The organism is Micromonospora sp. WMMD1076, from assembly GCF_029581475.1.
GTDB classification, from domain to species: domain Bacteria; phylum Actinomycetota; class Actinomycetes; order Mycobacteriales; family Micromonosporaceae; genus Micromonospora; species Micromonospora aurantiaca.
Genome location: NZ_CP120862.1, coordinates 4,104,795 through 4,125,268 on the forward strand (window position 1 = coordinate 4,104,795; position 20,474 = coordinate 4,125,268).

Sequence of the window (20,474 nt, forward strand, 5' to 3'; positions counted from 1 at the left end):
AGTTCGGCTACAGCTTAAACTAAATGGGGGAGATTCCGGCCGGCCGGTCCCCGCCGCCGAACCACGGCGCGAACGGCGTCACCGGGACCGGCTCGCCGCCGAGCACCACCCGGCGCGGCGGATCCTCGCCGACCACGCTGACCCGCCGCGCGTCCAGCGGCCCGTCCACCCGTACGCGCAGCGTGTCCCCGTCGCGCACGACGGTCACAGTGGTGTCGCCGTCGGGGTCGTGCACCACTGTCACACCGTCGGCGCCACCCCAGGCCACGAGCGTGACGTCCCGGAACGGGCCCGCCCCGGCCGTCGCCGCGGGGGCCACCGTGGGGATCAGCGCGCCGTGCCGCACGTACAGCGGCAGGCGATCGAGGGGCACGCTCACCCGCAGGTGCCGGCCGCCGGGGTGCCGCTGCCCGGTGTACGCGTCGAGCCAGTCGTCGCCCGCCGGCAGGTAGACGGCGCGCTCGCCGGACGGGTCGAGCACCGGCGCCACCAGCAGGTCGGGGCCGAGGCGGTACTGGAGGTCGGCGGTCCAGGCGGCCGGGTCGTCCGGGGTGTCGACGAGCAGCGCCCGCAGCATCGGGCCGCCGGTGCGGGCGCTCGCCACCGCCGCCGACCAGATGTACGGCAGGAGCCGGTAGCGCAGCCGCAGTGCGTCCACCGCGTGCCGTTCGGCCTCGGGCGGGAACTCCCACGGCAGCCGGCTGGTGGTGCCGTGCAGCCGTACCAGCGGGGAGAGCGCGCCGAACTGGGTCCAGCGCACGTACAGGTCCGGCTCGGGGGTGCCGTGGAAGCCGCCGGTGTCGTGGCTCCAGAACGGCACCCCGGACAGTCCGTGGGACAGGCCGCCGCGCAGCGTGCTGGCCATGCCGGGCCAGGTGGCGTTGACGTCGCCGCTCCACTGCGCGCTGTGCCGCTGCCCACCCAGGTACGACGAGCGCGCCCACACCGTGCGATGCCCGGCCACCTCCTCGGTGACGTCGGCGACCGCGTCGTTGAACAGCAGCGCGTACACGTTGTGCAGTTCCACGCCGGTCATGCCGTTGTGCGCCACCGCGTCCGCCGGTACACCCTCGGCGAAGTCGGTCTTGAACACCGCGACGCCCTGCGCCAGCAGCGGCCGCAGCAGGCCCTGGAACCAGCGCACCGCTGCCGGGTTCGTGAGGTCCACGATGGCGCATGCCGGGTAGCTGCCGTGCCAGGTGTCGGCGACGTACGTGCCGCCGTCCGGGCGGCGCAGGAAGTACCCGGCGGCCTCGGCCTCGGCGTAGAGCGGGCTGCCGGTCATCAGGTACGGGTTCATCCACAGGCACACCCGGAAGCCCTGCTCGGTGAGGTCCTTGAGCATGCCGTCCGGGTCGGGGAAGGCGTCGGCGTCCCAGCGCAGGTCCGACCAGTGCCCGGCGACCTGCCAGTAGCAGTCCAGGTGCAGCACGTCGCAGGGGATGTCCCGGTCGCGGAGGTGCCGGGCCCGCTCCAGCACGCGCTGCTGGCTGTCCGGGAAGAAGCCGGAGGAGATCCACGCGCCGAACGCCCACCTCGGCGGCAGGTACGGCCGCCCGGTCAGCGCGTCGAGCCGGTCGAGCACCCGCTCCGGGGTGGGCCCGGCCAGCACGTAGTAGTCGAGCAGGTCGTCCGGGACGAGGATCTGTACGCTGCTGTGGGTGCTCGCGCACACGTCGAACTGCACCGGCAGCCCGCTGTCGACCAGGACGCCGTAGCCGCGGTCGGACAGGTAGAACGGCACGTTCTTGTGCGAGCGGTCGGACTCGCCGCCGAAGGCGTCGAAGTTCCACATCAGCGGCCGCTGGCCGCGCTTGTCCAGCGGCGTGAACTTCTCGCCGAAGCCGACGAACCGTTCGTCGCCGGGTGCCACGAAGCTCTCGTGCCAGGCGGCCGGCTCGCCGTCGACAGTGGAGCGGCCGAGCGGCAGCGTGCGGCGGCGGCCGCTGATGTCCCGGGTGCCGTCGTCGGAGGCCAGCAGCAGCCGCCCGCCGGGGGTGACGAAGCGCAGCCCCCACGGGTCCAGGCGCACCTCGGCGACCACGCCGCCGGCGCCCACCCGGACGTGCCCGTCGGTGACCGTCACAGTGGCCGGGTGCGGCTGCGGGTGGACCAGCGGCAGCGCGGTCGCGGACCGGCTGCGGACGGCGAGGTCGTCGGCGAGGCGTACCCGGATGATCCCGTCCCCGGCGGCCTCGACGCGCGCGACCAGCGTGCGGCCGGACGCGCAGGTCGCGGTGAGCGTGACGCCGTGCGCGTCGGTGGCGGCGACCTCGGCCCGCAGCACGTCGTCGGCGCCTTCCTCGCCGGGGGCACGGACCGGCAGATCGGGCGGGTCGGCCACGAACGTCTCGTACGGGACCAGCGGCGGGCGGTACGGCATGGGCGTCTCCTCGCGGCGTCCACGGGCGGTCCCGCCAGTTTCTTTGGAAGCCCAACTAACTGTCAATGATCGACAGCATTGACTTTCCGCCTTACCTGTTCCTATTTTGACCGGGATGCCAACTAAAGCGCTGTGGGGCGACGGCCGGCTCTGCTACGGCGGCGACTGGAACCCGGAGCAGTGGCCGCCCGGCGTGTGGCGCGAGGACGTCGCCCTGATGCGCGCCGCCGGGGTCAACCTGGTCACCGTCGGCGTGTTCGCCTGGTCCCGGCTGGAACCCGAACCCGGCCGGTACACGCTCGACTGGCTCGACCGCGTGCTGGACCTGCTGCACTCGGCCGGTATCCGCGCCGCCCTGGCCACCCCCACCGCGTCACCGCCGCCGTGGTTCTCGCTGCGCCACCCGGACGCCCTGCCGGTCACCGCCGACGGCGTCCGCCTGCACCACGGCAGCCGGGACACCTACTGCGCCGCCGCGCCCGCGTACCGGGACGCCGCCCGCAACATCGCCGAGGTGCTCGCCGACCGATACGCACACCATCCGGCGCTGGCGCTCTGGCACGTGCACAACGAGTACGGCACCACCTGCCACTGCCCGCACGCCGAGGCGGCGTTCCGACGCTGGCTCACCACCCGGTACGGCGACCTCGACGCGCTCAACGATGCCTGGGTCACCAGCTTCTGGAGCCAGCACTACTCCGACTGGGCGCAGGTCGGCACGCCCCGCGCCACCCAGTACCTCGCCAACCCCGGCCAGCTGCTCGACTTCCGCCGCTTCTGGTCCGACACGCTGCTGTCCGCGTACACCGAGCAGCGGGACCTGCTGCGCGCGGCGAACCCGGCGGTGCCCGTCACCACCAACTACGTGCTCGGCGACTGGGTGCCGGTCGACCACGCCCGCTGGGCGCGCGAGGTCGACCTGGTCGCGATCGACCACTACCCGTCCGCCGCAGACGCGGGCGCGGAGGAGCAGACCGCCTTCGCCGCCGACCTGGCCCGCGGCTGGGCCCGTCACGGCGCCGGACAGCAGGTGCCGTGGCTGCTGACGGAGAGCGCGCCCAACCAGATCCACACCGCCGGACGCATGCACACCAAGGAACCCGGCCGGATGACCCGGCACAGCCTCGCCCACGTGGCACGCGGTTCCGCCGGGGTGATGTTCTTCCAGTGGCGCGCCCCGGCGGGCGGCGCGGAACGCTTCCACTCCGCAGTCGTCTCGCACGCCGGCGCCGGTACCCGCGTGTTCCGCGAGGCCGCCGGCCTGGGCACCGCGCTGGGCCGGCTCGCCGGGACCGCGCCGGGCCGCGTCCAGGCGGCGGTGGCCATCGCGTACGACGCGGCGAGCGGCTGGGCGCTGCGGCACCCGGGAATGCCCCGCGACGCACTCGACCACCCCGGCGAGGCGGCCGCCGTACACCGGGCCCTGTGGCACGCGGGCTTCACCGCCGACGTGGTGCCGCCCGGCGCCCCGCTCGACGGTTGCCGGCTGCTCGTGCTCCCCGCCCTCTACCTGGCCTCGGACGCCACAGTCGACTGGGTACGCCGGCACGTCCACGGCGGCGGGCACCTGCTGGTGACCTGGCTCAGCGGCGTGGCCGACGAACACGCCCGGGTGCGCCTCGGCGGCTACCCGGGCGCGTACCGGGACCTGCTCGGCGTGCGGGTGGAGGAGTTCCATCCCCTCGCCGACGACGAACACGTGCCGCTGACCGGCGGCGGGACCGGGCGGATCTGGTCCGAGACGGTGCACCCGGCCGGCGCGGAGACGGTCAGCGCCTACGCCGGGGGAGTACCGGACGGGCGGCCCGCTATCACCCGGAACCGGATCGGCGACACGTACGCCTGGTACGTCTCCACCCGCCCGGAAGACGACACCTACCGGCGACTGCTCACCGAGGCGGCCCGGCTCGCCGGTGTGACCCCGACCTGTCCCGGCGTGCCCGAGGGCGTCGAGGCGGTACGCCGCCACGACGGCCTGCTCTACCTGCTCAACCACACCGACCACCCGCAGCGGGTGCCGGTTGCGGGGTTCGAGCTACTGAGCGGCGCGACTGTCGACGGCGAGTTGACGGTGGCACCTGGTGGCGTGGCGGTGGTACGCGAGGAGATCCCGTGACACGGCTCTGCTGGTGGGACGGCGGCGGGCGCTGACGTGCGTACCCCAGGTCAGGGGGTGGCGACGGCGGCGCGGGAGCGGTCGGCGGCGATCCGCACCGCGAGCGCCGCCAGCACCGTGCCCATCACATACCGCTGGAGGCGCGCCCAGCCCGGCCTGCGAGTGAGGAACGCCGACACCGAACCGGCGCTGAGCACGATGAGCGCGTTCACGGTGAGCGCGACGACGATCTGGGTCAGGCCGAGCAGCAGACTCTGCACCGCCACGTGCCCGCGCGCCGGGTCGACGAACTGGGGCAGGAGCGACACGTACAGGATGGCGATCTTCGGGTTGAGCAGGTTGGTGACCAGGCCCATGGTGAACAGGCGCCGGGGCCGGTCCGGCGGCAGCGGCGCCGGGGTGAACGCCGACGCGCCACCCGGGCGCAGCGTCCGCCAGGCCAGCCACAGCAGGTACGCCGCGCCGGCCAGCTTCACCGCCGTGTACAGCGGCGGGACCAGCACGAACACGGTGGCGATGCCGGCCACCGCGGCGGCCAGGTAGACCAGGAAGCCGACGGCCACGCCGAGCAGCGACACCAGCCCGGCCCGCCGCCCCTGCGTCACCGACCGGGACACCAGGTAGACCATGTTCGGCCCGGGCGTGAGCACCAGACCGAGCGCCACGAGGGCGATTCCCATGACCGCGCCGACAGTGACCACGTCGCCTCCCCGTTGCCGACTTCCCCGGACCCTACGCCCACCCCTCGCCCCCCGGCTGTCCCCTCCCGTCCCCGCTCCGGCGATCATGAAGTTGGCTGCCGCTGGCGTCCGATCTGTCGCCGCGAACCTCATGATCGCCGGAGCGGGGGGCGGTGGAGGCGGTGTTGCGGCGGTGATACTGGCCGCATGTCGATCGTGCTGTCCGCGCCGGCCACCCCGACCGCACCCGCGCTGCTGCTGCGCCCGTGGCGCGACGGCGACGTCGACGCGCTGATCGAGGCGTACCGGGATCCGGTGCTGCGCGCCTGGACCAGGCATCCGGTGACCGGCCCGGCGCAGGCGCAGGTGTTCCTGCGGCGCAGCCACCAGGGCTGGGCCGCAGGGCACCGGTTCATGTTCGCGGTGCTGGCGGAGGACCGGGTGGCGGCCTGCGTGGTGCTCAAGGACGTCCGCCCGGGACGCCCGGCCGCCGAGATCGGCTACTGGACGGCGGCGCCGGCGCGCGGCCGGGGCGTCGCGCCACGGGCGGTGGAGGCGGTCACCGCGTGGGCGTTCGCCCGGTTCGCCGCCGCCGGGCTGACCCACCTGGAGCTGCTGCACCAGGTCGACAACCCGGCCTCCTGCCGGGTGGCGGAGAAGAGCGGGTATGTCTTCGCCGAGGTGCTGCCGGCCCGCGCACCGTACCCCCGGGACGGCCACCGCCACGTCCGCCACCTGCCCTGACACCGCCGGGCCAGCAGTACCAGGACCGCCCACAGCTCACCACCAGGCAGACCGTCGCCACAGCGAGTCCGATGAGCCAGTCGCGCGCGCCGTCACCCCTTTCCCGGGGCAGCCACGCCCGGGAACAGTCCGGCCCCGCGCGACGCTGACCCTTGTCGGACGGCGGCGGATAACCTGGGTACGGGAGGTGACGGCGGTGACGACAGGCTGGGAGGCCGTGGTCGAGGCGCAGATCCGCTCGGCCCAGGAGCGCGGCGAGTTCGACAACCTGCCGGGCGCCGGCAAGCCCATCCCGGGGCGTGACTTGCCCTACGACGAGGGCTGGTGGATCCGCAGCTTCATGGAGCGCGAGCAGATCCCGTCCGACCTGCTGCTGCCCACCCCGCTCCAGTTGCGCCGCCGCATCGAACAGCTTCCGGCCGAGCTGCGCGACCTGCCCACCGAGGAGGCCGTCCGGTCGTACGTGGCGGCGCTCAACACCGAGGTGGTGGCCTGGCTGCGTACCCCGACCGGGCCACGCGTGGTGGTCCGCCCGGTGAACGTCGACGAGGCGGTGCGCCGCTGGCACGCCGATCGGGAACGCGCCGCGCCGGGCGTCACCGCACCGGAGCCGCAGCGTGCCACATCGGCCCGCCCGCACCGTCGTCGGCGCTGGTGGCGGTGGCGTCGCTGAGAACGCTCAGGGAAGCGCGGCCTGCCAGGTCCACGCGGTACGCCGCGGCCGGTCGCCGAGCGGCGCGCGGCCGGTCAGCCACAGCAGCACCGGCGCCGGGTCGCCGCCCGGCGCGTCGGGGAACAACCGGCGCACCACCCGGGCACACGACTCGGCCGGCGGCGACCAGTCCAGGCCGAGCCCTCGGGTCAGGTCGTGGGTGTGCAGCAGGATCTCGGCCACGCCCATCGCGCCGAACCCGCCCGGATCGCAGGGGCCGAAGTGCCACGCCCGGTCGTCCGGGTTCGCGGCGTCGATGGTGGCGGCGAGCATCCCGGCCGCGGCCGCCGCGACTGTGAGTACCTCGGCGGGCGCGGCGTCGGCGCGTACCCGCAGGTCGAACGGGAGGTAGCCGCCGTCGGCCCGGCCGGACACCTGACCGGCGTACGCGGCCAGGTCGTGCGCGACGTGCGCGGCGGTGGTCCAGCAGGACCAGTCCAGGTCGCCCGCGCGTACCGTCCAGTCCCGGTCGGCGGCGGGCCGCAGCACGGCGGTCATCACGGCGGCGGCGGACCGGACGTCCGCGCCGGTCATCGTCGTCACAACCGGCGTACGCGCAGCACGCACGTCAGCATCGGGAGCGTGAACTCCCCGTCGGCCGTCTCCGGCCGGCTCGCCAGGTACGCACGGATGCGGTCGAGCGCCTCAGTGCGTTCCCGTTCCGGCATGACCAGCATCCCGGCCCGGGTGGCGAGCGTCGCCACGAGCGAGTCGGCGGTGCGGCGCTGCCCGTGCGGGAACTCCGCCTGCTCGGGCGAGCCGAACCGGGCCGCGCCCGTCTTCGGCAGGTGCATGGTCGCCGTCGTGGCGCGCCAGCTCGCAGGCGTGTCCCGGGGACCGATGGCGGCGCTTCCGCCGACCGCAGCGAGCCCGGCGACCCAGTCGACCCGGTCGTCCACGACGTTCCACAGTCCGGCCAGGACTCCGCCGGGCGCGAGGACCCGGGCGATCTCCGGCCCGGCCACGGCCATGTCGAACCAGTGCATGGCGTTGCCGGCGACGACGGTGTCGACGGAGGCGTCCGGCAGGGGGATCGCCTCGGCGCTGCCGGCAAGCGCACGTACGTCCGGCAGCGTGCGGCGGAGTTCGGCGAGCATCGCCGGGTCCGGCTCGACCGCCGTGGCGTCGTCGCTCAGCTCGGCCAGGGTGGCGGTGAGCTTGCCGGTGCCCGCGCCGAGGTCGAGCAGCCGTGCGCCGGGTGCGGGTTCGAGGGCCCATCGCAGGGCGGCGCGCGCGTAGTCCGGGCGGTGTTCGCCGTACGCGGTGGCCGCCGCGCCGAACGACGACGAGTGCCGGCGTCGTGCGTCTTCGTCCATCCGGTCACCCTATCGACGGCGGGTCGCGACTCTGCTGTTCGTGGTCCCGATCGCGGTGGAGGCCACCGATCTCATCTTCGCCGTCGACAGCGTCGCGGCGATCCTGACCATCACCACCAGCATGTTCATCGTCTGGACCGTCAACGCCTTCGCCATCCTCGGCCTGCGCAGCACCCGCGGCACCGCGCCGGACGGCAGCTGACGCGAGGACGGGCGCACTACCATCTGCGCATTGGCTCGGGCGGGGCGTCTGTCGAAGCCGTCTTCTTCGGCACCTCGACCGTCCACGTGTCCGACGGCAGCTCCGGCATCCTGATCGACGGTTTCCTGAGCCGGCCCTCACTGCTGCGCGTCGCGCTGGGCTGCGTGGCCCCCGACCTCGGACGGATCACCGCCGCAGCCCGGGCAACAGGTTCCCCGGCGTGATCGAGGAGCCGCTCGTCCCTCCGGTCAGGGCGAGCAGGTACCGCGACGGCGGGTGCTTCTCGTTCCTCATCACCCATCCCGGCGGCTCGCTGCTGATCCACCCGAATGCCAATTACATGGTGGACGCGACCCGGCCCGGCCTGATCATGCCGATCCACTGGGACGACTTCTTCGTCTCCCTGGACAGCGGGCTGCGGCCGCTGCCGAGGTTCTTCGACAGGTTCGCCGTGGCCAGGGCGTTCCTCGACCCCAAGAGCCGGGAGAGTGGCATCGCCGTACGGTTTCCGGAGCCCTTCGAGGTCATCAGGCCGTTCGTACGCTAGGTGCTCTCGTCGCACGCGGCGCCGATCGCGAGGCGCACCTCGACCTGCCGTCCGTGCGACTGGATCACCAGCGGTACGCACGCCGGGCCCGCCACCCAGGTGCCGCCGGTATAGACCGACCATGCGGTCGGCGCGTTCGCGGCCGGGCACGCCTCGACCTGCACCGTGGTCGTCGGGACGGCGCCCCGGCCCCACCCGATGCGGGCGCGATCCTCCCAGCCGGGCGCCACCCGCACCTCCACAGCCGCGTCGACCCGTACGAGCAGGCCCCATTTGGCGAAGAGACGCGTCGGCCCTCGTCCATCGGATGACTCGTTTGGTTGCACCACAGTCGACGACACCGCCACGGTGTCGGCCACGACGCGGTACCCCTCACCCGGAGCCGGTGTCGTGCCAATCGAATCGGCGCACCGCAGGCGCTGCCCGCCCTCGGGCAGTGGTGGCAGCGGCGCGGCCTGTGCGCCGGGGGAGACGGGGTCGGACACTGCGGGTTCAGGTCGCCCCGCATCGTCCTCGCTCGTGCATCCGGCTGCCGCGACCAGCAGGCAGGTGGTCAAGGCGACGTGCCCCCATTTCCGGTTCGCGGCGCGCACGCCTCGATCCTTCCAAGCGTCGCCCGCCGGAGCAAGTCTGCGCCAGGGTGGATTAGCAGACTACCGGCAACAGCAATCCGTTAATCCATGTGGTCAAACAGGACGAATCACCACCACACCATAATGACAGTTATGTGCGCGTGGCAGCGAGGGGCCGCGTCAAGGCCCGCGCGGGCGACACGGTGAGGCGGTCGCATCGAGAGGAGGCCGGTGGCGATGCGGATCGCGGTTGCGGGAGCGACGGGCCGGATCGGGGCGCTGGCCATCGCGGCGCTGGAGCGGCAAAGCCTCGACGTCAGCCGCTCGCCGGGCGTGGATCCGACGACGCCGGCAACGTGCTGCTGCCCGGCGACGGCGCGCGCATCGCGCCGACCAGCTTCGGCGACTGGCTAGCCGCTGGTGCTCGTTGACGGGGTGACGGCGGCGACGACCAGGTCGACGATGCCGTCGGCGTAGTCGTCGGTCAGTGGGCCGTTGCGCAGCAGCCAGCGGTGGTAGAGCGGGCCGAACAGCAGCTCCACCACCTGGTCCAGGGCGGCGTCGGGCCGGACCTGGCCGGCCTCGCGGGCGGCTTCCAGGCGTACGCGGACGGCGTTCAACTGGGGGCGGAGCAGCCGGTCGCGCGCCTGGTCGGCCAGCCCTTCGTCCGCGAGAGTCTCGATGGTGACGGCGCGGGTGGTCGCGGACAGCCGCGGATCGGCGAACTCGGCGACTGTGGCCCGGAGCACCTGCCGCAGATCGGCCCGCAGGTCGCCGGTGTCGGGCAGGGCGATGACCTCCGGCATGTCGTCGGCGAGCGCGTCCAGGATGACCGCGCCCTTGCCGCGCCACCAGCGGTAGATGGTCTGCTTGCCGACTCCGGCGCGGGCAGCGATCGCCTCGACGGTCAGGGCCGGGTATCCGGTCTCGGCCAGTAGCTCCAGGGCGGCGGCGAGGATCGCGCGGCGGGACTGCTCGTTGCGGCGGGCGGGCTGCGGGGTCACACCGAGAGCCTACAACGAGACGAGACGTATCGTCTTGACGGGTGCGGTAGCGCCATGCTCTGCTGGGGGAGGCGAGACGGAACGTCTCGTCTCAGTAGAGATCAGGAGAACACGTGCCGCACATCGCCATGGTCAGCATCCCGTTCCACGGCCACGTCAACCCGAGCCTGGAAATCATCAGTACCCTCGTGCGACGCGGCCACCGGGTCACCTACGCCAACGATCCCGCCTTCGCCGAGGTCGTCCGCACCACCGGGGCGGAGTTTAAGCCGTACACCTCGGCCCTGCCCGCCGACGGCGGCGCCGGCGTCGACGACCCGATCGCGCAGCTCACGCTCTTCCTCGACGACGCCGTCGCCATGCTGCCGCAGCTACGGGCCTCCTATGCCGACGACCGGCCGGACCTGTTCCTCTACGACATCGCCGGCGCGGTGGCCCGGCTGCTCGGCGAGCAGTGGGGGATCCCGGCCGTCCAGCTCTCGTCGACGTTCGTCGCCTGGGACGGCTACGAGCAGGAGATGGCACCCGCCGTGGAGGCGATGCGGGCCGATCCGCCCGGCGCCGACTACTACCGGCGGTTCACGGCGTGGCTGACCGCCGAGGGTTCGTCGGTCACCGACAGCATGGCGTTCCAGGGACGGCCGGTGCGCAGTCTCGTCCTGCCACCGGAGGCGCTCCAGCCGAACGCCGACCGGGTGGACCGGTCGGTCTACAGCTTCGTCGGCCCGGTGCTGGGCGACCGCTCCGAGCAGGGCTCCTGGGTACGACCCGAGCGCGCCGAGAAGGTGCTGCTCGTCTCGCTCGGCTCCGCCTTCACCCGGCAGCCCGAGTTCTACCGCCGCTGCGTCGCCGCGTTCGGTGACCTGCCCGGCTGGCACACCGTTCTCCAGATCGGCGAGCACGTCGAACCCGCCGAAGTCGGTCCCGTCCCGGACAGTGTCGAGGTGCACCGGTGGGTGCCGCAGCTGGCCGTACTGGAGCAGGCGGACGCCTTCGTCACCCACGCCGGCATGGGCGGCAGCAGCGAGGGTCTCTACTGCGGGACGCCGATGATCGCCGTACCGCAGGCGGCCGACCAGTTCGCGAACGCCGAGCAGCTGGCATCCCTCGGCGTCGCCCGGGTCGTCGACTCGGCCACCGTCACCGCCGCGGAGCTGCGCGAGACGCTGCTCGCCCTCACCGCGGACCCGACAGTGGTGGCCCGCAGCGCCGAGCTGAAGCGGCAGGCCCGCGCCGCCGGCGGCGCCGACCGCGCCGCCGATCTGATCGAGGCCGAACTCGCCGCGGTACGGGGCGGCGCCGCGAGCGGCGGGTGAGGCGTGGTCGCGGCGGCCCGGGTGCCGCCGCGACCACGCCCGGTCAGTCCTCCGCCAGAACCGTGAAGGTGAAGGCGGAGCTGGTGGGACGCTTCAGCGGGATGTCGCACTTGACCCGGCGCAGCACCTCGGACCGGGTGAGGCCGAACCGGCGGGCGATGAGCCGGTCCGGGCGTACCGGCACCGGGTCGTCGAGGGTGACGTCCACCTGGACCGGCCACCGGTCCAGCGGCACCGTGGGCGCATCGAGCGTCCACGCCTCCGTCCAGTCGAGGGTGAAGCGGCAGCGCCGGGCGAACGCCGGATCCAGCAGTGCGGCCGCCACCAGGGCGGGGTCGTTGACGTGGTGACCGTGCAGCTCGGCGGGATCGAACGAGCTGACGGCCGCCCGCTCGCGGACGGTGAGCTTGACTGTGCGGTCGCAGGACACGCATCGGACGAGCAGCCACACGTCCAGCAGCTTGCCGTTGGCGTTGACGCGGAACCGGCCCTTGGCGGCGGTGGCCGACTCGGCCCGGCAGACGGCGCAGCGAAGCGACAGCAGCGGAAGGCGGGTCCGGCGTACGACCCAGGGCAGCACGGTATGCGGTTGGGATGACATGGAGACCTGATCTCTGAAGACCTGACGCGAGGCCGATTACGCGCGGCCTCGGACGCTGTGGCCGGGCGCGCGATGGCAGCCCGGGGAGCCGGCGCGGAACGGCCGGCTCCAGGCGTGGGGAACGTGTCAGGTTCTAGAGAGCAGGAGGGGTCACGCGGAATCGTCCTTCTTCGCTGCGACAGGAGTGCGGGAAACGTACGGGACGTCCGGAACCGCTCTCAACCCGTTTTCCGGCGCCGCCGCGGTGCGCCTGGTCGCCGGACGCGGCCTGGACCAGGTGACGGTGGATGAGATCAGCGAGGCCGCCGACGTGTCGGCCCGCACCTTCTTCAACTACTTCCCCGGCAAGGACGAGGCGCTGCTCGGCGACCTGCCGACGGACCGCAAGGTGCTGGCCGCCCGCATCGTCGCCGCGCCCTCGGAGGCGTCAGCGTTCGACGCGCTGCGGCTGGCCCTCGACGACGTGGTCGAGGGTGATCGCGGCGAACCCGTCGCTGCTTCCGCGGCTGATCAGCGGCAAACGACGATACGTACCTGGTGCTGGCCGCGCAGAACGACGTACCGGCCGCCGAACTCGGCGCGGCCACCTCGGGTGCTGACGTTCTTCCGCAGCACGGGCGGCGCGGTCGGTGTCAGCGCGCTCGGCTCGGTCCTGGCGAAACCGGGTGACCTCGCTGACAGTGGAACGGCTGGGCCCGATCGCGGCCGGCATGGACTGACCGGTCCGAGCGAGCTTGGGGCCGCCCCCGGGAGCGCCGGGGACGGCCCTTCTTCGCGTACGGTCAGCGTTCGGTGCGGTCGTTGATCTCGGTGCCGGACTCGCCGGGCATGGCACCGATCGACTCCTCGGCGGCCCGGCCGCCGGTGCTCTCGTCGCCCTGCGTCAGCGAGCTGCGCGGCAGCCCGGCCAGGTGTGCCGGGTCCTCGATCGGCTGGGGCGGCCACTGGTCCTGCGTACCGTTCGTCACCCCGGCGCGGCGCAGCGCCTCGACCAGTTGGTCCGGCGACAGGCGGTCGACCTCCTGTATCCCGGCCCCGCGCGCAATCGCCTGCAGTGTCTTCAGGTCTTCGCTCACGAATGTCTCGGCCATACCCGAGCCTTCCCGGCGCCCAAGACAAGGAAACCCAACCGCCGCCCCGGCCTGCCCTGCGCCCCGCCCTGCCCGCGTCGATCATGAAGTTGTGCCGGGCAAACCGGACGCCGAACGCCGTCAACCTCATGATCGACGCGGCCGGGGCGGGCAGCGGGGGGTGGGAGGCGGGGGGTTTGGGGGGTTTGGTCAGCGACGGGCGGGTTTGCGGTCGGGGCGCGGGCGGTTCCGTTCCGGATCGACGTCGATCTGCACGGCGAAGGCCGGGTCCACGGCGAGCAGCGGCCGGGGGCCGAACAGGGCCATCCCGGTCAGCAGCGTGTCGGTGTCCCGGCCCTGCCAGACCGGGCGGCGCTCCGGGTCCAGGCCGGCGTGCTCGCGGCGCAACCGCCGCAGCAACCGGCGGGCGGCGGCGCCGGTCTCCGGCACCTCGGTCAGCCACCAGCCACCCAGCGCGGTGGCCAGGCAGCACAGCAGCAGCCCGGCGACCGAGGCCGGACCACCGGCCGAACGGCCCTCGACCGCGCTGTCCACCAGCCGGGTCAGTCCGACCGCGGCGACCGCGAACAGCGGCACCGTGCCCAGCGCGATCCGCCGCCGCTGCCCGGGGGTGAGCAGCCAGCCGTCGCGGACCAGCCGCCCGACCGTACGGCGCAGCGCCCGGCCCACTGCGGGATCGGCGAGCACCGCCGCCCAGGTCTGCGGGCGGCGCAGCGCGGCGTGCAGGGCGCGTACCAGCGCGGGCGACCCGGGCGGGGACGGCCCCTGCGCGTGCAGAGTGGCGAGTTCGCCGACGTCGACCCCGCCCGCGCGGCGCAGCGCGGCCACCCCGACCTGGCAGGCCAGCAGCGCGCGGTCGGTCAGGTACGCCAGCTCGACCCGGTCGGGCGTCGCACCCCGGGTACGGCGGCCGGTCAGTTCGCGTACCGCCACGGCGATCACGACTGCTACGGCGACCGCGCCGAGGTAGTCGAGGAGGAAGATCGGCCCGCTGACTCCCCAGAGCATGACGGCAAGTATCTCAGGAGCCGTGGCGTACCTCGGTGTCCCAGATCTGTGACCACGGACGCGGCAGGCCCCGCGCGACGAAGATCGGCTCGCCGTTCTCGTCGTTGTCGACGTCGGCCCGCTGGTCGACCCGGCCCGCCTCGGTGACCTCGGTGAACCACGCCCGCAGCGGCTCCGGGCGGGACTAGCCGACGACGATCACCACGTCGGCGTCGTCGGGCGGCCGGCCGAACGTGGCCATGCTGTTGTGCCCGGAGTAGGCACGGGGCAGTCCCCGGTCCGGTCCGTAGCGGGCCAGCGCGCCGGCCTCGCCGTAGTTGCCGGTCAGCACCACCGCCCGGTCGCGCTCGGCCGGAGGCAGCGCGCGGTGCACGGCGGCCACCGAGTCGGCGAACTCGGGCCAGCCGATGGTCTCGCCCGCGTCGTAGTTGGCCGCGACCACGAACCCGGGCAGCCGGTCGGCCGGCAGCGTGGGCAGCAGCAGCACCGCGCTGCTCGCGGCCATCAGCACGGCGCCTGTGACCAGCAGCGTCTGCCGGGCCCGGGCGGCGCCCCGCCGCGCCCACGCGACGACCGGTACCACCCCGGCGGCGGTGAGCACCAGCAGCAGCGGCGCATCGTAGTAGCCCTTGCCACCGGCCACCACCACGATCACGACCACCACCAGCCATGCCCAGGCCAGCGACCGGTACGCCGCCCAGGACGGCCGGCGCAGCAGCGCCACCAGCCCGGCGACCCACACCGGGACCGCGAACGGACTGATGATCAGGAACTGGAGCACCACCGCGTCGACCCGGCCGCTGTAGGAACTGTCGCCGTCGGCGATCGACGCGGCGACGTCGAGCTGCGGGAAGCCGTGCGCGGCCTGCCACGCCGCGTACGGCACGGCGAGCAGCGCGGCGACGCCCGCCCCGGCGAGCACCCACCGGTCCCGCAGCAGCCGGCGCGGCCCGGCGATCAGCAGACCGGCGACCAGGCCCACGCCGAGCAGCGCGGGCAGCGGCTTGTTGAGCAGGCCGGCGCCGAGCGCGAGCCCGGCGCCGGGCGCCCACCGGGTGTCGCCGCTACGCAGCACCCGCACCACGCACAGCGCGGCCACCAGCCACACCAGCAGGTCGACGCTCGTGGTACTGAGCAGGTGACCGCCGGCCAGCACGATGCCCGAGGCGGCGGCGAGGACCGCCGCGGCCGTCTGGGCGACGCGACCCGCGCCGAACTGCCGGGCGGTCGCGGCGACCAGGACCACAGCCGCACCGCCGATGAACGCCGACGGGGTACGCAGCACCACCAGGTTTCCCGGCGCGATCGTGTCGGCCAGCCGGGCCAGCGCCGGCACGAGGGGCCCCTGGTCGACGTAGCCCCAGTCGAGGTGCCGGCCGCACAGCAGGAAGTACAGCTCGTCGCGGTGGTAGCCGTAGCGGCCGGCCAGCGACAGCAGCACGGCGGTGAGGACCGCGCCCACCACCAGTGGCGCGGCGGTACGCGGACCGGCGGGCGGCGGGCCACCGGGTGCGGCGGCCTCGCTCCGATCGATGTCGGCGACTGATTCGGCCACCTGCCCATGATGGCCCCGGCGGGTGGTCCGCCGATGCCCCGCCGCCTTCGGCCGGGTGGACGGAAACCGGTGGCCGGACGGCCGGGGCGGCGGCTAGCGTGCGCGCCGATGCTGATTCGTGACTACACCGACGCCGACTGGGCCCAGGTCCGGCCGATCCTCGCCGACGTCATCACCGCCGCCGACACGTTCCCGTACGACCCGCAGTGGCCGCCGGAGACGGTGCGCGGGGTGTGGGTGGAGCGCCCGCCGGGGCGTACCTCGGTCGCGGTGGACCACGACGGCGCGGTGCGCGGCACCGCGAAGATGGGCCCGAACCGGCCCGGGCCGGGGTCGCACGTGGCGACGGCGAGTTTCATGGTCGCGGCGGACGCCCGCGGCCGGGGTGTCGGCCGGGCGCTGTGCGAGGAGGCGCTGAACTGGGCCCGGCGGCGGGGTTTCGCCGCGATGCAGTTCAACGCCGTGGTGGAGACCAACACGGCGGCCGTGGAGCTGTACCGGCGGCTGGGCTTCACGGTGATAGGCACCGTGCCGGAGGCGTTCGCGCACCCGGAGCGGGGACGGGTCGGGCTGCACGTGATGCACCGGCGGCTGTGAGCGCGGCCCGGAAGTGTCGGAGGCCGGGGTTAGGTTCACCTGGACCGCCACCAGCCGAGGAGTCGCCATGACCACGCTCACCGACCGCCCGCGCACCGCGTTGCTCGTCATCGACGTGCAGAACGGCGTGGTGCGCGGCGCCCACGACCGTGACCGCGTGGTCGCCACCATCGCCGGCCTGGTCGACCGGGCCCGCGCCGCGGACGTCCCGGTGGTGTGGGTGCAGCATCGCGGCGACGACCTGCCGGCCGACAGCGAGCAGTGGCGGATCGTGCCGGAGCTGTCGCGCCGCGACGGCGAGCCGCTGGTGCACAAGGCGTACGGCGACTCCTTCGAGGACACCGACCTGGAGCCGGTGCTCGCCGCCGCCCGGGTGGGCCGGCTGGTCGTGACCGGCGCGCAGACCGACGCGTGCATCAGGTCGACGCTGCACGGGGCGTTCACCCGCGGCTACGACGCCACGCTCGTCGCCGACGCGCACACCACCGAGGACCTGTCCGCCTACGGCGCGCCGCCGCCCGCGCAGGTGATCGCCCATACCAACCTCTACTGGAGTTTCCAGACCGCCCCGGGGCGCACGGCCGGCACCGTCGAGGCCGCCGACGTGGACTTCGCGGCCTGACCCGCCGGTCACGCCGGTCGGTGTCGGGGACCGGCCAGCGCCGCCGTCCGCCGTGGCGACCCGGGGAGCGGCGGCCGGAAAAGGCCTCGCCGGATCCGGCGGGTTGCTGACAGGCTGCCCGCCATGACCGCTCAAGCCCTCGCCGGGGCGCTCGCCGACGAGCGCCGCCGCACCGTGTTCGCCGCGATCGTGCTCGGCGCCCGGGACGTGCCGGCCGTGGTGGCCCGTACCGGCCTGCCCGCCCGCGACGCCGCAGTGGCCGTCCGACGTCTCACCGACGCCGGTGTGCTCGCCGACGGCGGCGGGCTGCGGGTCGACGCCGAGCGGCTGCGCGAGTTCGCCCGGGCCGGCGCGGCGTCCCCGGCGGCCCCGGCCGCGAACCAGCGCGAGACGATCCTGCGCACGTTCCTGCGCGACGGCGCGCTGACCCGGCTGCCCGCGCAGCGGGGGCGCCGCCGCGTGCTGCTGGAGCACATCACCGAACGCACCTTCGAACCCGGGCGGCGCTACCCGGAACGGGAGGTGGACGAGGCGCTGCGCCGCTGGTGCGAGGGCGGCGACGCCGACCACGTGACGCTGCGTCGCTACCTGATCGACGACATGCTGCTCACCCGCGAGCGGGGCGTCTACTGGCGGACCGGCCCGTGACCGGCTGGAGCACGCGGGTCGTGCGCCCGGACGAGGTGGACGCCGCGCTGGCCGAGGACCCGAACGACGACCTATCCCTGCCCACCGGGCTGCTGGTGAGCTTGCGGGACGAGTTGACGCCGCGGCGCGGACGCGCTAAAACAGAACCAGGAAGTTGAGTCACCTGGACTCAACTTGAGACCTTGGGTCAGGAGAACCGAGGAGGCAAGCGCCATGTTGATGCGTACCGACCCGTTCCGCGAGATCGACCGGATCGCCGAGCAGTTCTTCGGCACCACCGCCCGGCCCGCCGTGATGCACCTCGACGCGTACCGCGACGGTGACCACTTCTACGCGGCGTTCGACCTGCCCGGCGTGGACCCGGACAGCATCGACTGCACCGTAGAGCGCAACGTGCTGACCGTCCGCGCCGAGCGCCGCCGTCCCGCCGGGGAGAACGTCGAGCTGGTCGCCGCCGAGCGTCCGATGGGCACGTTCACCCGGCAGCTGTTCCTGGGCGACACGCTCGACACCGACCGGCTGGAGGCCGGCTACGACAACGGGGTGCTGACGCTGCGCATCCCGATCGCCGAGCGCGCCAAGCCGCGCCGGATCACTGTGAGCACGCCCGCCGAGAGCAACGGCCAGCGTCAGCTCACCACCGCCTGAGCACGTCACGCCGACGCGCGGGGGAGACCGGAGCACCGGTCGACCCCGCGCGTCGGCGTACCGGCGGGTCGACGCGGCACATCGGCCGGGCGCGCCTGATCGCGAAACCCCCAGCCGACTGAGAACCTTTCTCACATGCTTCGCCCCGAGGTGCTGCCCCGCGCCCGTACCGCCGCCCTGCCCGCCGGCCCGGCCGACGTCACCGAGGCGTGGCTGCGCAACCGGCGGCTGTCCGAGCACACCCGCGACGCGTACCGCCGTGACGTCACCGGCTGGCTGAGCTGGTGTGCCGAACACGCCGTCGACCCGCTGCGGGCCACCTTCCTCGACGTCAACACCTACGGCCGGGAACTGGAGTCCACACCCCGCGGCCGGACCGGCCGTCCGCTCACCCCGGCCACCGTCGCGCGCCGGCTGTCCGCGCTGTCGAGCTGGTACGACTTCCTGGTCAAGCTGGGCGCGGTGCCCGCCAACCCGGTGTCGGCGGCGGACCGGCCGCGCGTCGACCGGGACCACTCCGCCACCGTCGGCCTGACCCCGGACGAGGTCGACGCGCTGATCGCCGCCGCCGAGGCCGACACCGGCCCGGCCGCCGCCCGCAACCGGGCCGCCGTCGCGCTGCTGGCCGACCTGGGGCTGCGGGTCGGGGAACTGGTCGCGCTGGGCGTGTCCGACCTGGGCACGGAGCGCGGTCACCGCAGCATCCGATTCGTCGGCAAGGGCGGCAAGGTACGCCGGCGCGCGCTCACCCCGGGCACCGCGTACGCGGTCGACGCCTACCTGGCCGTGCGCGCCGCCGCGCAGGGTGTCACGGTGCCGGAGCTGACCGGTCCGCTGCTGGTCACCGCCACCGGCGGCCGGTTGGACCGGCACGCCGTGTTCCGGCTGGTGCGCCGCCTCGCGCAGCGCGCCGGGATCGCCGCCTGGGCGAAGTTGTCGCCGCACTCGCTGCGGCACGCGTTCGCCACCACGGCCCGCTCCGAGGGGGTGCCGCTGGAGGACGTGCAGGACGCGATGGGGCACGCCGATCCGCGTACCACCCGCCGCTACGACCGGGACCGGCACAACCTGGACCGGGATCCGGCGTACGCGATCTGGGCGGCCCGGGCGCGCCGCCGCGGCTGACCACCACCAGCCGCGCAGCGGGCCGCGGAGCACTGCGGCCCGCTGCGCTGACCGGTCAGCCCTGGGGGCGGGGGCAGAGGCAGAACGGCTGCCCGATCGGGTCGAGCAGCACGGTCCACCGCTCACCGCCGGGCTGGAACTCGGGCCGGGTCGCGCCGGCCGCCACCAGAGCCTTCTCCGCGACCGCCACGTCGTCGACGTAGAGGTCCAGGTGGTAACGCTTGTCGCCGCTCTCGTCCGGCCACGCCGGCGGCGTGTAGCCGGGGACCAGGCCGAACCCGATGGCCGGGCCGTCCTTGACGATCATGGCGTACTCGGCCTCGCTGTGGGTTATCTCCCATCCCAGCGCGTTGGCGTAGAAGGCGGCGTGTGCGGCCGGGTCAGAGCTGTCGATACTGATCATGGCGATGTCGGCATGAGCTGTCATGCGGACAGTCTGCCGCCGATGCCCGCCGTTTGCTGTCCGGTACGAGCGCGCGTCGCAACCGGCTGCGCGTCACCGTCCGGTTGCCTACCGTCGACGGTGATGGGCAGGCAGCGGGAGTGGCACCACACGGCCCGGCGTCGCCGCCCGCTACGCGCGGGCGTGCTGATCGCCGGTCTCGGCGTGGGCACCTGCCTGATCGGGGTGGCCGGGCTGGCGGCGTGGAACGCGCAGGTGGTGTTCCAGGCCGACGGGCCGGTGCGGGAGACCGCCGACGGGTTCTTCCGCGACGTCGCGGCCGGTGACACCGACGCGGCGTACGAGCGGCTGTGCGCCGAGGCCCGGGGCAAGTGGAGCAGGGTCGGCTTCGGGAGCTGGGTGCGCACGCCGCCGCAGGTCAGCGGCTACGAGATCGTCGACGTGTCGGTGGCGACGCGGTCCGGCCGCCCGCACGGGACGGTGGTCGTGCGGATCAACCGGGACGGCGGTGGCAGCGAGGAACGTGAGTTGCCTGTGGTGCCGGAGGGCGGCGGCTGGCGGGTGTGCGGAGATCCGTTCTGAGG

At 73.9% G+C, this 20,474-nt stretch carries 25 protein-coding genes and 2 pseudogenes; 16 read left to right on the top strand and 11 right to left on the bottom strand.

The genetic code is table 11. From position 1 onward, the window contains the following. Positions 1-19 precede the first annotated feature (19 nt). Complete coding sequence (locus O7622_RS19455) at positions 20-2,383, bottom strand: TIM-barrel domain-containing protein (protein WP_282309587.1); 2,364 nt, start codon at positions 2,381-2,383, stop codon at positions 20-22. A 115-nt stretch (positions 2,384-2,498) separates the two neighbouring features. Here O7622_RS19455 and O7622_RS19460 point away from each other — a divergent pair, with 115 nt between their 5' ends. Beyond that, positions 2,499-4,499 carry a beta-galactosidase gene (locus O7622_RS19460; RefSeq protein ID WP_282309588.1) on the top strand — a complete coding sequence of 667 codons (2,001 nt, stop codon included), beginning with the start codon at positions 2,499-2,501 and terminating at the stop codon, positions 4,497-4,499. A 50-nt stretch (positions 4,500-4,549) separates the two neighbouring features. On the opposite strand, the gene O7622_RS19465 is transcribed toward O7622_RS19460, so the two are convergent. Then, on the bottom strand, positions 4,550-5,200 hold the full coding sequence (locus tag O7622_RS19465; protein WP_282309589.1) for a LysE family translocator: 651 nt from the start codon (positions 5,198-5,200) through the stop codon (positions 4,550-4,552). A gap of 186 nt (positions 5,201-5,386) precedes the next feature. Between O7622_RS19465 and O7622_RS19470 the strand changes: the two genes are divergently transcribed. Together O7622_RS19470 and O7622_RS19475 are read left to right on the top strand one after the other, a co-directional pair. Further along, complete coding sequence (locus O7622_RS19470; RefSeq protein ID WP_282309590.1) at positions 5,387-5,923, top strand: GNAT family N-acetyltransferase; 537 nt, start codon at positions 5,387-5,389, stop codon at positions 5,921-5,923. Positions 5,924-6,119: 196 nt separating this feature from the next. Continuing rightward, a complete protein-coding gene (locus tag O7622_RS19475; protein ID WP_282309591.1) occupies positions 6,120-6,596 on the top strand; it encodes a DUF1992 domain-containing protein in 477 nt (158 codons plus the stop codon). A 6-nt stretch (positions 6,597-6,602) separates the two neighbouring features. Here the strand turns inward: O7622_RS19475 and O7622_RS19480 are convergent, their stop codons facing one another. Continuing rightward, positions 6,603-7,169 (bottom strand): maleylpyruvate isomerase N-terminal domain-containing protein, encoded by a 567-nt coding sequence (locus O7622_RS19480; protein ID WP_282309592.1) that lies wholly within the window; start codon positions 7,167-7,169, stop codon positions 6,603-6,605. Between the two features lie 5 nt (positions 7,170-7,174). Then, positions 7,175-7,951 (bottom strand): class I SAM-dependent methyltransferase, encoded by a 777-nt coding sequence (locus O7622_RS19485; protein ID WP_282309593.1) that lies wholly within the window; start codon positions 7,949-7,951, stop codon positions 7,175-7,177. 16 nt (positions 7,952-7,967) lie between these two features. On the opposite strand from O7622_RS19485, the pseudogene O7622_RS19490 reads away from it, so the two are divergent. From O7622_RS19490 to O7622_RS19500, 3 genes and pseudogenes are all read left to right on the top strand, one after another. Further along, a pseudogene (locus tag O7622_RS19490) lies at positions 7,968-8,123 on the top strand (tellurium resistance protein TerC); the annotation flags it as partial. A 116-nt stretch (positions 8,124-8,239) separates the two neighbouring features. Next, on the top strand, positions 8,240-8,377 hold the full coding sequence (locus O7622_RS19495) for a hypothetical protein (RefSeq protein ID WP_282309594.1): 138 nt from the start codon (positions 8,240-8,242) through the stop codon (positions 8,375-8,377). Next, the gene (locus O7622_RS19500; RefSeq protein ID WP_282309595.1) at positions 8,374-8,700 is read left to right on the top strand and encodes a hypothetical protein; all 327 of its coding nucleotides are present in this window, start codon (positions 8,374-8,376) and stop codon (positions 8,698-8,700) included. The genes O7622_RS19495 and O7622_RS19500 overlap by 4 nt, the downstream gene beginning before the upstream one ends. On the opposite strand, the gene O7622_RS19505 is transcribed toward O7622_RS19500, so the two are convergent. Beyond that, complete coding sequence (locus tag O7622_RS19505) at positions 8,697-9,293, bottom strand: hypothetical protein (RefSeq protein ID WP_282309596.1); 597 nt, start codon at positions 9,291-9,293, stop codon at positions 8,697-8,699. The two genes, O7622_RS19500 and O7622_RS19505, sit on opposite strands and share 4 nt — an antisense overlap. Positions 9,294-9,509: 216 nt before the next feature. On the opposite strand from O7622_RS19505, the pseudogene O7622_RS29260 reads away from it, so the two are divergent. Next, positions 9,510-9,620: pseudogene (locus O7622_RS29260) on the top strand (NmrA family transcriptional regulator); the annotation flags it as partial. A 62-nt stretch (positions 9,621-9,682) separates the two neighbouring features. Here O7622_RS29260 and O7622_RS19510 read toward each other — a convergent pair. Next, positions 9,683-10,276 carry a TetR/AcrR family transcriptional regulator gene (locus O7622_RS19510; RefSeq protein ID WP_282309597.1) on the bottom strand — a complete coding sequence of 198 codons (594 nt, stop codon included), beginning with the start codon at positions 10,274-10,276 and terminating at the stop codon, positions 9,683-9,685. Positions 10,277-10,389: 113 nt separating this feature from the next. On the opposite strand from O7622_RS19510, the gene O7622_RS19515 reads away from it, so the two are divergent. Continuing rightward, positions 10,390-11,592, top strand: coding sequence for a macrolide family glycosyltransferase (locus O7622_RS19515; RefSeq protein WP_282309598.1), 1,203 nt, complete (start codon positions 10,390-10,392; stop codon positions 11,590-11,592). Between the two features lie 43 nt (positions 11,593-11,635). Here O7622_RS19515 and O7622_RS19520 read toward each other — a convergent pair whose 3' ends face one another. Next, complete coding sequence (locus O7622_RS19520; protein WP_282309599.1) at positions 11,636-12,193, bottom strand: DUF1062 domain-containing protein; 558 nt, start codon at positions 12,191-12,193, stop codon at positions 11,636-11,638. Positions 12,194-12,476: 283 nt separating this feature from the next. Between O7622_RS19520 and O7622_RS19525 the strand changes: the two genes are divergently transcribed. Continuing rightward, positions 12,477-12,998 (top strand): TetR family transcriptional regulator, encoded by a 522-nt coding sequence (locus O7622_RS19525; RefSeq protein ID WP_282309600.1) that lies wholly within the window; start codon positions 12,477-12,479, stop codon positions 12,996-12,998. On the opposite strand, the gene O7622_RS19530 is transcribed toward O7622_RS19525, so the two are convergent. Continuing rightward, positions 12,976-13,284, bottom strand: a complete 309-nt coding sequence (locus O7622_RS19530; RefSeq protein ID WP_073829505.1) for a hypothetical protein — start codon at positions 13,282-13,284, stop codon at positions 12,976-12,978. The genes O7622_RS19525 and O7622_RS19530 overlap by 23 nt on opposite strands. A gap of 189 nt (positions 13,285-13,473) precedes the next feature. Next, positions 13,474-14,292: a TIGR04222 domain-containing membrane protein gene (locus O7622_RS19535; protein ID WP_282309601.1), complete on the bottom strand. Its 819-nt coding sequence runs from the start codon at positions 14,290-14,292 to the stop codon at positions 13,474-13,476. A gap of 35 nt (positions 14,293-14,327) precedes the next feature. Between O7622_RS19535 and O7622_RS19540 the strand changes: the two genes are divergently transcribed. After that, positions 14,328-14,480, top strand: coding sequence for a hypothetical protein (locus O7622_RS19540; protein WP_282309604.1), 153 nt, complete (start codon positions 14,328-14,330; stop codon positions 14,478-14,480). Here the strand turns inward: O7622_RS19540 and O7622_RS19545 are convergent. After that, positions 14,477-15,847 carry a glycosyltransferase family 39 protein gene (locus tag O7622_RS19545; protein WP_282309605.1) on the bottom strand — a complete coding sequence of 457 codons (1,371 nt, stop codon included), beginning with the start codon at positions 15,845-15,847 and terminating at the stop codon, positions 14,477-14,479. The genes O7622_RS19540 and O7622_RS19545 overlap by 4 nt on opposite strands. Positions 15,848-15,955: 108 nt before the next feature. Here O7622_RS19545 and O7622_RS19550 point away from each other — a divergent pair, with 108 nt between their 5' ends. From O7622_RS19550 to O7622_RS19570, 5 genes are all read left to right on the top strand, one after another. Continuing rightward, positions 15,956-16,444, top strand: a complete 489-nt coding sequence (locus O7622_RS19550) for a GNAT family N-acetyltransferase (RefSeq protein WP_282309606.1) — start codon at positions 15,956-15,958, stop codon at positions 16,442-16,444. A 67-nt stretch (positions 16,445-16,511) separates the two neighbouring features. Then, positions 16,512-17,066 (top strand): isochorismatase family protein, encoded by a 555-nt coding sequence (locus O7622_RS19555; protein ID WP_282309607.1) that lies wholly within the window; start codon positions 16,512-16,514, stop codon positions 17,064-17,066. Positions 17,067-17,189: 123 nt separating this feature from the next. Beyond that, entirely contained in the window at positions 17,190-17,714 is a 525-nt protein-coding gene (locus O7622_RS19560) for a DUF2087 domain-containing protein (RefSeq protein ID WP_282309608.1), read from the top strand. Positions 17,715-17,927: 213 nt separating this feature from the next. Then, on the top strand, positions 17,928-18,362 hold the full coding sequence (locus tag O7622_RS19565) for an Hsp20/alpha crystallin family protein (RefSeq protein WP_282309609.1): 435 nt from the start codon (positions 17,928-17,930) through the stop codon (positions 18,360-18,362). Between the two features lie 135 nt (positions 18,363-18,497). Continuing rightward, positions 18,498-19,487, top strand: a complete 990-nt coding sequence (locus O7622_RS19570; RefSeq protein WP_282309610.1) for a tyrosine-type recombinase/integrase — start codon at positions 18,498-18,500, stop codon at positions 19,485-19,487. Between the two features lie 55 nt (positions 19,488-19,542). Here O7622_RS19570 and O7622_RS19575 read toward each other — a convergent pair whose 3' ends face one another. Continuing rightward, on the bottom strand, positions 19,543-19,914 hold the full coding sequence (locus O7622_RS19575) for a VOC family protein (protein WP_282309611.1): 372 nt from the start codon (positions 19,912-19,914) through the stop codon (positions 19,543-19,545). 99 nt (positions 19,915-20,013) lie between these two features. Here O7622_RS19575 and O7622_RS19580 point away from each other — a divergent pair, with 99 nt between their 5' ends. Beyond that, a complete protein-coding gene (locus O7622_RS19580; RefSeq protein WP_282309612.1) occupies positions 20,014-20,472 on the top strand; it encodes a hypothetical protein in 459 nt (152 codons plus the stop codon). The last annotated feature ends 2 nt before the right edge of the window (positions 20,473-20,474 follow it).

What these genes read in the sequence shown, in the direction of transcription:
- O7622_RS19520 (WP_282309599.1), bottom strand. Translation starts at nt 12,193, where the DNA reads ATGTCATCCCAACCGCATACCGTGCTGCCCTGGGTCGTACGCCGGACC.
- O7622_RS19575 (WP_282309611.1), bottom strand. Translation starts at nt 19,914, where the DNA reads ATGACAGCTCATGCCGACATCGCCATGATCAGTATCGACAGCTCTGAC.
- O7622_RS19555 (WP_282309607.1), top strand. Translation starts at nt 16,512, where the DNA reads ATGACCACGCTCACCGACCGCCCGCGCACCGCGTTGCTCGTCATCGAC.
- O7622_RS19570 (WP_282309610.1), top strand. Translation starts at nt 18,498, where the DNA reads ATGCTTCGCCCCGAGGTGCTGCCCCGCGCCCGTACCGCCGCCCTGCCC.
- O7622_RS19485 (WP_282309593.1), bottom strand. Translation starts at nt 7,951, where the DNA reads ATGGACGAAGACGCACGACGCCGGCACTCGTCGTCGTTCGGCGCGGCG.
- O7622_RS19550 (WP_282309606.1), top strand. Translation starts at nt 15,956, where the DNA reads ATGCTGATTCGTGACTACACCGACGCCGACTGGGCCCAGGTCCGGCCG.
- O7622_RS19480 (WP_282309592.1), bottom strand. Translation starts at nt 7,169, where the DNA reads ATGACCGGCGCGGACGTCCGGTCCGCCGCCGCCGTGATGACCGCCGTG.
- O7622_RS19470 (WP_282309590.1), top strand. Translation starts at nt 5,387, where the DNA reads ATGTCGATCGTGCTGTCCGCGCCGGCCACCCCGACCGCACCCGCGCTG.
- O7622_RS19530 (WP_073829505.1), bottom strand. Translation starts at nt 13,284, where the DNA reads ATGGCCGAGACATTCGTGAGCGAAGACCTGAAGACACTGCAGGCGATT.
- O7622_RS19460 (WP_282309588.1), top strand. Translation starts at nt 2,499, where the DNA reads ATGCCAACTAAAGCGCTGTGGGGCGACGGCCGGCTCTGCTACGGCGGC.
- O7622_RS19565 (WP_282309609.1), top strand. Translation starts at nt 17,928, where the DNA reads ATGTTGATGCGTACCGACCCGTTCCGCGAGATCGACCGGATCGCCGAG.
- O7622_RS19535 (WP_282309601.1), bottom strand. Translation starts at nt 14,292, where the DNA reads ATGCTCTGGGGAGTCAGCGGGCCGATCTTCCTCCTCGACTACCTCGGC.
- O7622_RS19580 (WP_282309612.1), top strand. Translation starts at nt 20,014, where the DNA reads ATGGGCAGGCAGCGGGAGTGGCACCACACGGCCCGGCGTCGCCGCCCG.
- O7622_RS19455 (WP_282309587.1), bottom strand. Translation starts at nt 2,383, where the DNA reads ATGCCGTACCGCCCGCCGCTGGTCCCGTACGAGACGTTCGTGGCCGAC.
- O7622_RS19560 (WP_282309608.1), top strand. Translation starts at nt 17,190, where the DNA reads ATGACCGCTCAAGCCCTCGCCGGGGCGCTCGCCGACGAGCGCCGCCGC.